Source organism: Microcoleus sp. Pol12B3, from assembly GCF_036701355.1.
In the GTDB taxonomy this organism is placed as follows: Bacteria; Cyanobacteriota; Cyanobacteriia; order Cyanobacteriales; family Microcoleaceae; genus Microcoleus.
This window is the reverse complement of record NZ_JAUBQS010000102.1, coordinates 1-12214: the sequence shown is the minus strand read 5'-3', so window position 1 is coordinate 12214 and position 12214 is coordinate 1. Positions and strand designations below refer to the sequence as shown.

The 12214-nt window shown below is 42.8% G+C and carries 7 protein-coding genes and 1 other RNA gene; 5 read left to right on the top strand and 3 right to left on the bottom strand.

What is annotated here, in order from left to right:
• Positions 1–110 precede the first annotated feature (110 nt).
• Positions 111–236: a hypothetical protein gene (locus QUA53_RS27565; protein ID WP_333100951.1), complete on the top strand. Its 126-nt coding sequence runs from the start codon at positions 111–113 to the stop codon at positions 234–236.
• Positions 237–532: 296 nt separating this feature from the next.
• Here QUA53_RS27565 and ssrS read toward each other — a convergent pair.
• Positions 533–719, bottom strand: a non-coding RNA gene (gene ssrS / locus QUA53_RS27560) — 6S RNA.
• Positions 720–769: 50 nt separating this feature from the next.
• Positions 770–2032 (bottom strand): 5-(carboxyamino)imidazole ribonucleotide synthase, encoded by a 1263-nt coding sequence (locus QUA53_RS27555; RefSeq protein ID WP_333100949.1) that lies wholly within the window; start codon positions 2030–2032, stop codon positions 770–772.
• Between the two features lie 337 nt (positions 2033–2369).
• On the opposite strand from QUA53_RS27555, the gene purD reads away from it, so the two are divergent.
• Entirely contained in the window at positions 2370–3650 is a 1281-nt protein-coding gene (purD, locus tag QUA53_RS27550; RefSeq protein WP_333100947.1) for a phosphoribosylamine--glycine ligase, read from the top strand.
• 170 nt (positions 3651–3820) lie between these two features.
• Entirely contained in the window at positions 3821–5986 is a 2166-nt protein-coding gene (locus QUA53_RS27545; RefSeq protein ID WP_333100946.1) for an ATP-binding protein, read from the top strand.
• Positions 5987–6106: 120 nt separating this feature from the next.
• Here QUA53_RS27545 and QUA53_RS27540 read toward each other — a convergent pair whose 3' ends face one another.
• The gene (locus QUA53_RS27540; RefSeq protein ID WP_333100944.1) at positions 6107–7462 is read right to left on the bottom strand and encodes an O-antigen ligase family protein; all 1356 of its coding nucleotides are present in this window, start codon (positions 7460–7462) and stop codon (positions 6107–6109) included.
• A 33-nt stretch (positions 7463–7495) separates the two neighbouring features.
• Between QUA53_RS27540 and QUA53_RS27535 the strand changes: the two genes are divergently transcribed.
• Positions 7496–8926 carry an SLBB domain-containing protein gene (locus tag QUA53_RS27535; RefSeq protein WP_333100942.1) on the top strand — a complete coding sequence of 477 codons (1431 nt, stop codon included), beginning with the start codon at positions 7496–7498 and terminating at the stop codon, positions 8924–8926.
• 383 nt (positions 8927–9309) lie between these two features.
• On the top strand, positions 9310–11184 hold the full coding sequence (locus QUA53_RS27530) for a polysaccharide biosynthesis tyrosine autokinase (RefSeq protein ID WP_333100941.1): 1875 nt from the start codon (positions 9310–9312) through the stop codon (positions 11182–11184).
• The last annotated feature ends 1030 nt before the right edge of the window (positions 11185–12214 follow it).

The following is a 12214-nucleotide window of genomic DNA, read 5'->3' as shown; positions in this document are numbered from 1 at the left end:
CTCATCGTTGAGCCTCATAGCTTGCTCGCGGTGCGACCGTTGCCGTTGCTAAATAAACGTTCTGGGGTTGAGACACATAACGCTTTAAGGCTTATTTAGTCTAAACTCCAGTGACTAAAATTCAGTTTGAAGTGGCTCCGAAGCCGACCAAAGCCCAAAAGCAGCAGCAAGGGCAGACGGGATTTGTCGTCATTCCGACTCGTTGGGTTATTGAGCGGTCAAATGCGCGGGTATAACAGTGTAAGAATTTCGAGGGGACGCTGGAGAATGCCATGGATAAGCTCAACGTGTGTTTCATTCGGCTCATGCTTAAACGCTTAGCAAAGAAACGGTTGGCAATAGCAAATGAATAGATCGCAAATAGGTTCTATAGACATTTGCCAGTCTCACAGCGATCGCACTTTTTGATGTACCTAGTCTAAACTCGAATCTCAACTAATCATACGTAAAATCCAAGTATGAGTAAAGGCGTTTACTCAAAAAAAATAGGCTAGCCATATTTCACAGCGCCTATCTCAATCCAAATTTTAATAGCTCCCCGCAACGCCGTCTTACCTCAGCTTTTGACCTGGTATTTTACCAGGTGGGTACCGTTGGCTCGGACTTAAAGTTTCTGGGTACAAGCCCAGTTTACTGCTGTCCAAACATCTTGATTCCCGAGAGTTAAGAGTTATAGATCAAAAAAACATTATTGGCAGTCACCAACGTCGCAGTAGAACCTCTATTTAATATATACCAACTCACCAGATTTTGGCAAGCTTCGAGCAATTTAACTTGCATACCAGATAGATTCAACGCTTTGAGCGATCGCCTGTGCTTGCGATCGCCCCCGATCCACCTTGTCCGCGTCGAGCACAACTGTAACGTGACCGAGTTTGCGACCGGGACGCGATACTTTCTTACCATACCAATGTACAAAAGCACCACTGATTTGTGCCAGTTGTTTTCGTTTTGCTAAATAATCAGACTCAGCCGACTCGTAGCCTAGCAAATTTACCATCACAGCGCCTGCACAGTTCAGCTCCGAATTACCTAAAGGCAGTTGACAAACTGCGCGCAAATGCTGTTCAAATTGTGAAGTTTTGCAAGCATCAATTGTAAAATGTCCCGAGTTGTGAGTGCGGGGTGCAATTTCATTGACTAACAGCTTATTATCGGCGGTTAAAAATAATTCAATGCCGAATACGCCGACAGCTTGCAAACTGTTGAGGAGAGTGCGGGCGATCGCACAAGCTTCTGTTTTCACATCTAAACTAATATCAGCGGGCGCAATCACCACATGACAAACCTGATTTTGCTGCTGAGTTTCGACGATCGGATAAATCGCAATTTCGCCAGTTGCCGATCGAGCTGCAATCACTGCCAACTCGCGATCGAACGGCACAAACTCTTCCACTAGCAAAGACTGACCTTGAAGTTTAGCACGAATTGACTCAAAACTCCCCCGATCCTTAACAATAAAAGTACCTTGGCCGTCATAACCGTGGCGGCGAACTTTGACGACAAAGGCAAAGTCGATCGATCCAGCATCCGAGTCTCCTTCACTCTGCACGCTGTCAGAAACAGAAATTGCCGGAAAGTCGATCGCCACCGCCTTAAACAATTCTGGGGGCAAATCCGCGCTGCAATCCCATTCCCAAAACTTCGGAGTTGGCAAACCTAAACCTTGTAAATAACAGCGTTGAACGTACTTATCCAACAAAGGAGAAAGCGACGACAAACTCGGCTGAAATAACACACCTTGCTCTTCTAGCGGCCGCAAACCATCCAAATCCACAAACTCATTTTCAAAAGTAATAACATCGCAGCCAGCAGCCAATTGAGCCGTAGCCAAAACATTATTAACAGCAGCCAAAACAGCACTAGCAGCAACCGAAACTGCTGGATCGGTAGCATGGGGAGTTTGCACTACCAATTCAATACCTAGCGCCCTAGCAGCATCCCCCATCATCGAAGCTAGCTGGCCGCCGCCGACAACGCCCACCCGCTTAAATTTGGCAGACGAACTCGCAGCAGTTTGATTTGATTTCATGTGAGTAAAATTCCGCAAAGTCAACCTGCCTATCTTATCGCTATTTGACCCTGGCTCAATTACAGTAATTGAAGACTTAAAAGCCAAAAAAGAGTTTTAATTGCAGGATTAAATCGAGGCAGACCCAGAAAAATTGGGTGGCTAAAGTCTTTAATTATTGCACACTCCCAGCCATTGAGAAACAGCCGTCGAACCCCACCCCTCCAGAAAAGTTCCACATCTAGCAATTCCCTAGCGCCAACCATGGCATAATTGACAGCACTGCAAAAAGCAGATAGACAGATGCCAACACTGAAAATCAGACATTCAGGGAACAAAATTTATAGGTGAGGATACTGTGAAAGTTTTAGTTGTGGGAAACGGAGGTCGCGAACACGCGATCGCAAAAAAACTGCTAGAATCTACGCGGATTAAACAAGTATTCTGCGTACCGGGCAACGGCGGCACAGCTACCACCAAAGGCTGTCAAAATCTGTCGCTCAACATCGACGACTTCCAAGGCATCGAACGCTTTGTGATGGTCAACAACATCGGATTAGTCATCGTCGGCCCCGAATTGCCCCTATCGCTAGGCATCGCCGACTATTTCCAACAGCGAAAAATGATGATTTTCGGCCCCACCAAAGCCGGAGCCCAAATTGAATCCAGCAAATCTTGGGCCAAAGAATTGATGCTCGAAGCAGGCATTCCAACACCGAAAGCTGCCGTATTTACAGACGCAGAAGCAGCAAAAGCATACGTTCTGGAACAAGGAACCCCAATAGTTATCAAAGCAGACGGACTCGCATCAGGCAAAGGAGTCACCGTTGCCACCACCGTCAAAATGGCTCACAGCGCTATCAACACCATTTTCCGAGGCGAATTCGGCACCGACAACATCCGAGTCGTCGTCGAAGAATTCTTAACAGGTCAAGAAGTCTCGATTCTCGCCCTCACCGACGGCATCACAGTGGAACCGTTGTTGCCGGCCCAAGACCACAAAGCTATCGGCGAAGGCGACAAGGGAGCCAACACCGGCGGTATGGGAGCCTACGCCCCAGCGCCCATGGTCACCCCGGAACTCATGGAAAGGATTCAAGAAGAAATTCTTGAACCCACCCTTACAGCACTGCAAAAACGCAAAATCGACTACCGGGGTGTACTCTACGCCGGTTTAATGATTACCCCCGACGGAGAACCCAAAGTCTTAGAATTCAACTGCCGTTTCGGAGATCCCGAAACTCAAGCAGTTTTGTCACTGCTGGAAACTCCTTTGGAAGATTTGGTGCTGGCGTGCTGTCAGCAGCGTCTCGGTGAATATTCTATTCGCTGGAAGTCGGGGGCCTCTGTCTGCGTAGTTTTGGCTTCTGGGGGCTATCCTGGAAGTTATCAAAAAGGCCAAGTGATTACAGGTATAGAGGAAGCTGAAGCCAAAGGAGCAGAAGTGTTTCACGCCGGCACCCAGTTAAAGCAGCAACAGTTAGTGAGCGACGGCGGCCGGGTTTTAGGTGTAACTGCGACGGGAGAAACTTTGGAACAAGCTATTTCCAAGGCTTATACAGCAGTTGATTGCATCCAATTTGAAGGCGTCTACTGCCGCCGGGACATCGGCCGCCGAGCCCTGGGTGATGAAAATTAGGAATTGCGACATCTGCCGCCATCCGAAAGCCAAGCAATCTCAATGTAGAAATGTAACAATGAAATTTGGTACCTATGCGATGGCGGTAGCGGACAAGTCCCAGCAAAAAATTCGATCGGGACCCAACTGAATTGATCTTGCTTTTAATATTGAACGGGTGAAGTGGTGAAATGCTGGCCATACTAAACAAAATCGGAGAAATTATTGCCCGCTGGTGGTCGGATTTTACCCTCCAGACCCGCCTGATGGCCGCTGCTACCCTCGTAGTATCGTTAATTATGAGCGGCCTGACATTCTGGGCGGTGAATACTATCCAGCAAGATGCCCGACTTAACGATACTCGCTACGGCCGCGACCTCGGCCTGCTATTGGCGGCAAATGTGGCGCCACTGATTGCCAAAAACGATCGCTCCGAAGTCGCTCGCTTTTCCCGCCAATTTTACAGCAGCACTTCTAGCGTCCGCTATATGCTTTACGCCGACGAAGCGGGGGATATTTTCCTGGGGATACCCTTTTCAGAATCCGAGGTGGAAACTTCCCTGACGCTGCGCCGCCAGATCAAACTTCCGGATAATTTTATCACCGATATTGAGGCGAGAAATTTAACTTCTTTGCCTTTGGTGCGGCAGCATTTGACGCCAGATGGAGAAGTTACCGATGTATTTGTGCCGTTAATTCATGAAGACAAATATTTGGGAGTTTTGGCGATCGGCATTAACCCAAATCCCGCAGCAGTTATCTCTTCAAATCTGACTAGGGATGTCACTTTAGCAGTATTTGTAACAATTTGGGTGATGGTAATTTTGGGGGCTGTATTTAATGCCCTGACAATTACTCAGCCGATCAAACAATTAGTTTTTGGGGTCAAAAACATTGCCAGCGGGAATTTTAAGCAGCGAGTTGACCTGCCTTTAGGGGGAGAATTGGGCGAGTTGATAGGCAGTTTTAATGAAATGGCCCAGAAACTCGAAAGCTATGAAGAACAAAATATTGAAGAGCTGACAGCGGAAAAAGCTAAGTTAGAAACTTTGGTTTCAACGATTGCTGATGGCGCGCTTTTATTAGACGCAAATTTGCAGGTGATTTTAGTTAATCCGACGGGGATGCGGATTTTTGGATGGGAAGGTAAAAATGCGCTCGGAGTAAATGTTCTAAATATTTTGCCTGCGGAAGTGCAGCAGGAGTTGGCTAGACCGTTGCAGGAAATAGCTGCAGGCGATCGCGACGGCGGCGAATTTCGCATCTCAATGAGCGAACCAGTTAACCGTACAATTCGGATTGTTTTAACTACTGTCATTCTGCACAAAGCGCCTGGTGCCGAACCGCTGTGCAGAAGCTGCATCCGCCATGAAGAAGATACCTGTACCGAGCCACAACGCCCGGTAGCTGTAGAGTGTACTTTCTACGAGCAAACCTCCAAGCATCAAGGTTCCGGAAATTACCGAGAAAGTCTCAAAGGCATTGCAATGACAGTGCAGGACATTACTCGCGAAGTAGAACTCAATGAGGCTAAAAGCAATTTTATCAGCAATGTTTCTCACGAATTGAGAACACCTTTATTTAATATCAAATCTTTTATCGAGACTCTCCACGAGTACGGAGAAGACCTTCTAGAAAGCGAGCGCAGGGAATTCCTAGAAATTGCCAATCGAGAAACCGATCGACTAACTCGTTTAGTTAACGACGTGTTAGACTTGTCGCGACTGGAATCCTGCCGAGTTTATCACTTGGAAGCTGTTGACCTCCCGCAAGCAGTCGAACAAACCCTGCGGACTTATCAGTTAAATGCTAAGGATAAAGGCATTGAATTAGAGCAAGAAGTTGACCCGTATTTGCCGCCTGCTTTAGGTCATTACGATTTGTTACTGCAAGTATTTGCAAATTTAGTAGGAAATGCCTTAAAATTTACTCAGTCCGGTGGCAAGGTGGCAATTCGAGCGTATTTGCTAGAACCGGAGGCGTCAACCCACAAAGACGGTCAATCCGTTAACCAAAACTTGTCACCGGATGCCAAACATTTTCCGGTAGTGCGGATCGAAATTTCTGATACTGGAATTGGCATAGATCCTGAAGACCAACAAGCAATCTTCGATCGCTTTTTCCGGGTAGAAAACCGAGTACACACTTTAGAAGGAACGGGATTAGGTCTTTCTATTGTCAGAAACATTATTGACAAGCACCACACTAAAATTAATTTAGTTAGCGAAGTTAATGTGGGTACGACTTTCTGGTTCGATTTGGCAGTTTACCAGCCCAAACAAACAGTAGAGATGGAAAATTCTTGGCCAGTGGAAGCCACTGTGGAGAGTGAAACAATTGCAAGTCATATTAAATGAGCCCATTTCATTAACCGTAAAACGCAATCAATTTTAAACGCCCAACTTCTTTAAGAAGTCCGGTATATGACTATTCTGTTTAAAGATTTTCCTAATAGATCTGACCAAAGGCTGACATCATCATTGTGGATTATCCTTAGCTGTTTTATCTAAGCTCAATTTGACCGATAAAACTACATACCAACACCAATAAGTACCAACCCCAAATAATCCCCCCTCCGTCAAATTAGTCATTAGCATAAATGTTAATAAATACAAAGGCAAACCTGACTCTGGAAAATTTCCTTTAACTAGGTACTTGATCCCTCTAAATATATTATTAAAAAATGACCCAATAAACAACAATAATCCGGCCCAACCCAGTTCGCAAAGTATATCAAGAAAACCATTGTGAGAGTGGGGTGGCACAAAACCAGTTTTAACTACTACAATTCCGTAAGCGGGATTTTCCAAGCCACGCCAAGACTGCCAAAATCCTTGCATCCCATAACCAAATATGGGATGATTTTGATTAATTCGATCAATAATTAAAGGCCAAAAATCGGTTCTACCGGTTAAAGTCATATCTTTTTTTAAACCATCCACAATAATAGCCTCTAAATTATTTAAAACCAAAATACTTATACCTATACTACCGACCAAAAACAAGATAAAGCAGAGAAAAGCCCATTTTACAGGTAATCTTTTTAAGAGGGCTAAATAACTCCACAAACTGATTAATACCACTGTCAAAATCCGACTAGCACCACTACAACCTTTTTGCAATCCTACTAAAGCAATTAAAACGATAAATAATGAGAAATATCGATACTTGTGCTCCTTAAAAGCATATAAAATCCATAAAGAAGCTGTATTAGCCATTTGAAAAGAAAAAGGGTTTTTATGACCTAAAACTCCTGTCCAACAACCGTCCGCTGCTGCATTTGTTTTCACAACTCCCCATAAAGCTAATAAACCAGTTAGCCATCTCAATAATCTATAAATTTCTAACCAACTATACACTTTCCCTACATAAATAGAAACCAGGGTTACTCCCCACATAGCAAAAATAGCCCGGAAAGTAATTTCAGGAGTTTGTGACCACAAGCCCGATAAAGTCATGATCAATAAAAATAATCCTAAAAAAATGTCTCCTGCTATCCATTTTATGCAGATAGAAACTGTTTTTTGGGTAGTTTTAGTTAAGCGGGGAAAAATCATTAATATCATTGCCCCATAAATCGAAATTTGAGCAATCATTGTTGGGGGTGTAGTTTCTAAGTTGTAGAAAACGTTAGGATGGAGTTTGGTAAATGGCATGGCCGTGATACCTGACCCACCAGTCATGGTAAAAAAAAGTATCCCCACAAAAATCTTTTCTAATGTGGCCGCCAATTTCGGATGGCGTGCGGCTAAAATATAAATAGTTACAAAAACGATAACCGTTAAACACAATAGCATCAACGCAAACATCGGCACCCTTAAAACATCTTTCATGGCTTTACCTCTATCATAATTTTTTTATTACCTATGAAATGGCTTACTCTCCCTGCTTTACAATTGCCACTGCTGGCGCTGGTACTCACTCTCTCCTACCCTCAAACTAACTTCGCTCAGTCGCCAGCCTCCGCAACAAGTATTAATACTGACTACTATCTAGGGGGTGGAGACAATATTAGAATTGATATCTACGATCTGCCCCAGCTTAGTGGGGAGTATCAAATTCCCGCTGGGGGAGCTATTCAAATCCCGATTATTGGTAGTGTTTCCCTTCAAGGATTGACTTTAGAACAGGCAGCCCAAGTTATCGCTAGAGCTTATGGTCAGGTCGTAAAAAGACCTTTAGTTACCATCAGCTTACAAGCTGCCCGCCCGCTTAATATTTGGTTATCGGGTGAAATAAGTCGGCCCGGCTCCTACTTATTACCCCTAGCTAATGGAGGTGGAACTAGACCATCAATTCAGTTTCCCACGCTTCCTCAAGCTTTAGAAAAAGCTGGGGGTATTCGAGCTAGCGCTGATATTCGACGAGTAATTGTGCGGCGTCGGCTCACGGCTAACAAAGAAATAACTATCACTTATAATCTGTGGGATTATTTACAAACTGGTCAGACCAGCCAAGATATCACGTTGCGAGATGGAGATCAAATATTGGTTCCCTCTCAAGAAACAATTAACTTAGTAGAAACAAATCAACTTAGTGAAGCTAATTTTTCTATACCTGCAGAGCAACCCCGTACTGTCTCTGTATTCGGAGAGGTGAAGCGTCCCGGTAGATATGTAGCCATTGGTGGTGATACCCAAAATGGTCAAAGAGCTAACGGACAGCCGACAATTATTCGGGCTCTACAACTAGCTGGTGGAATCACATCAATCGCCGATATTCGCCAAATCCAACTCCAACGTTATACTAGAAGTGGCAAACAACAAATTAGAACTATTAACCTCTGGCAATATTTGCAAGAACAAGATACCTCTCAAGATACTATACTACAAGAAGGGGATATCATCTTTGTGCCGACAGCGACGGCGATCGACCCTGGAGAAGTTTCTGTTCTAGCTAATGCTAGCTTTGCTCCGGGGACTGTGCAAGTAAGTGTTATCGGAGAAGTCAATACTCCGGGTGGACTCAAATTACCTCCTAATACTACCTTAAATCAAGCAATTATGAGTGCGGGGGGTTTCAGATCAAATCGCGCTAACTCTAGATATGTGGAACTGATTAGGCTGAATCCTAATGGCACTATATCGAGATCCCAAGTATCAATTAATTTGAATCAAGGAATCGACGCTCAAAATAACCCACTGATTCAAGATAATGACATAATTATAGTGGCACGTTCGAAGACTGCTCTCTTGGTAGATAACATTAACACTGTTCTCTCACCAGTTAGTAATATTATTGGTGGAATTCTCGTTCCCACCCGACTCATAGAGCTACTCAGACTATTCGGAAATTAGGAATTAAATAACATAACATTTTTGCTATGGATAAAAAACAGTTGTCTTCCCTCAAGAACGATCTTAATGGTCAATATTTTTCTGTTCCCTCCGCTAATTACCTAGCTAGTACCCCAGCAGAGGATGACCAAGTTCTTGATATGAATTGGGTACTGGCTGTCCTCAAACGGCGCCTTCTAGTGATGGGGATAGTAGCTGCCAGCATAGCTACTTTAAGCGGTACTTTCGTGCTCAGGGCTGCCAAACAATCTATTACTGAGTATGAAGGAAAATTTACAGTTTTAACAGAACCCATTACCGCTGACGATCGGCTATCAAAGCTCTTAGTCCAAGCTCAAAATAACAGTTTAGGCATCACAGACTTGAACAAAATTAAATCATCAGTGGAAGAAGGTTCTTCGGTGGATTATCAAAGTTTATCGCGGGTTTTAAAAAGCCCAGAAGTTTTATTACCGTTAGTTAATAAGTTGCAAACAAAATATCCAAATTTTGACTATAAAAATCTCAATAACCGCTTGAGTATCCAACGTATTACTTTCTTGCGAGATGGGAAGCAGGGTGGTACTAAACTCCTAGATATTAGCTACCGCGATCGAGACCCCAAACGCATCAAATATGTGCTGGATGAAACTGCCAAATATTACCTAGAATATATGGGCAAAGAGCGTTTAAAAGTTAGCAAACAAAGTAGTGATTTTATCGCTCGACAAATGCCACTCCTCCAGCAGAGAGTAGATAAATTGCAACAAGAATTACAAATGTTAAGGATTCAGTATAACTTTAACCAACCAGAACTACGCAGCCGCAGCCTATCAGATCAGCTAGATATTTTAACTAATCGTCGCCTAGAAGTGCAAGGACAACTGGTAGAAAGTAGGCTTCAATATGAAAGCTACAAAAAAAGAGCGTTAACAGGCGATAATCGTTGGATTGTTGATATTAGCCCCAAATCTTATGAAAATTTAATTAGCAAAGTAAATGAAATAGAGTCGCAATTAGCTTTAAGCTCTACTCAATTTTATGAAAATAGCCTTCCCATTCAATCTTTGCGGGAAAAGCAGCAAAGTTTGCGTTATTTGATGAAAAAAGAAGCTGATACTGTCCTTTTGCAGATGCAGTCACAACTAAAACAGTTGGAAGCTCGCGAGCGATTGATAACTAATAACCAAAATTTACTGCAAGCAAAAATCACTCAAATGCCCCAAGCTCAACATCGCTATGATGACATACAATTAAAACTAGAACTAGCTAAAGATACTCTCAAAATGTTCATGGAAAAACAAAAAACTTTACAACTAGATGCGGGTCAAATTGATGGATATTGGCAAATTATATCTAAACCACAGTTAGTCACAAACGAAAATGGTGAGCTTAACCCAGTTACACAAAAACAAACCCGCCGTCACCTAGCGATCGCACTCGTTATTAGCACTTTACTAGGCATTGCTATAGGTTTCTTAGTAGAAGTTTTAAATACTGTTTTCCATACTCCAGAAGAAATTAAGTCAGCAACTAAACGCCCTCTTTTGGGAGTCATTCCGATCGCCAAAGCGATGAGAATTAAATCTCGTAGAGGTGAAAGGGTTCCCGCTCAATTCACTAGCGTAAGTTCAAATACTAAGAGTGCAAGCTTAAAACGAATAATAGTTTCAAATTACAAAGATTTTCCTGTGATCGAAGCATTTCACTACTTATACACAAATATTCAATTATTAAATGCGGAACACCCAATTAGTTCTTTAACCATCACTTCTACCGTTAAAGGTGAGGGTAAGTCAACTGTAGCACTGTATTTAGCTAAAACTGCTTCTGCGGTTGGTAAACGAGTATTGTTAGTGGATGCTAATATGCGTTTGCCTCAACTGCACACATACCTTAGCTTATCGAATATTAAAGGTTTAAGTAATGTTTTAAGTTCGGATTTAAGTTTGAATGAGGCTATTCAGCGATTACCCGACGATGACAATCTTTTTGTCCTCACTGCGGGTACTATTCCCCCCGATCCAATTAAATTACTGTCTTCGAGAAAGATGCACTATTTAATGGAACAATTCCTAGCCTTATTTGATTTAGTCATTTACGATACCCCACCTTTAATAGGTTTAGCAGACGGTCATTTACTCGCTTCTCAAACTGATGGTACAGTGCTGATAGTAAAACTAGAAAAAACAGATCGCGGTCTGGTAAACACAGCTTTAGAACAACTAAATGTAGCCGATTTTAAAGTATTGGGAGTAGTAGCTAATGGGGTTAAATAACGAACGCTAAAATTGAGTTAGGTAGCCAACAGAAGAAGTAAGACTATTTTGAATTTTTAATTGGCGATAGGTATTAATATCTTTTGCGGTGGCATCGGAATTCTGACGGGGTGACAACACCCTCAAAAGCCCTAGCTGACGGGGTTTTGACCGATTTATGGTAAAAAAAGATGGGGTCAGTATTGTTCAGAAGCCCCATCAGTTAAAAATGTTACCTCTATTTTACTAAATTTGTTTGCAACGGCAGCTCAAAAACGCCGAATACTTGACTCTGACAATTTTAGTTTTTCTGCTCCAAACCCATAAACAAGTAAGTATTGAGTTATTGGCAACATTGATGCCATACCCCATCATGTTTGAGAGTAGACGACGTTCTATTCAACGATTCCTTAAGCGGACGTAACTCAATATAGAAAAGCTTTGGTTTCCTCTGATTAAATATATTTGGTTCACTCAATTTAAAAAGAAACAAGAGTTGAAGGTCGCCATTGATAGAACGCAGTGGCGAGATAAAAATGTGTCTATGATTAGCCTGATTTGGGACAAGAGACCTTTAGCATTGTACTGGGAGATATTGGCCAAGCGAGGCTGTAGCAACCTCCGAGAATAACAAAGCTTAATCTCCCCTATTCTTGGTCTGCTAAAAAAATATAAATTTGTGCTTTTAGGAGATGCGTAAATTTGGGAGTGTTAAGCTGGCAATTTGGCTGTGTGAAAAGAATATCAAGTTTGTTTTAAGAATAAAACAGGGACGATATATTCAAGAACAAGGAAAGGAATTTAAGCGGTTGAGCGAGTGTGGTTTAGTACCAGGTACGAGCTTTTATTTGCCTGGAGTTAAAGTCACAAAACAGCAAGAACTGACGGGGTGACAACCCCGTCAAAAGCCTTACGTATGGCGGTTTGAGACGTTTTGTGGTCAAAAAAAATGGGCGACGGTTCTCAACAACCCCCATAATAGTTAAAATGCTTCCTTTATTTTACCAAAATTGCTTGTCAAGTCAACTCAAAAAAACTGAATACTTAACTC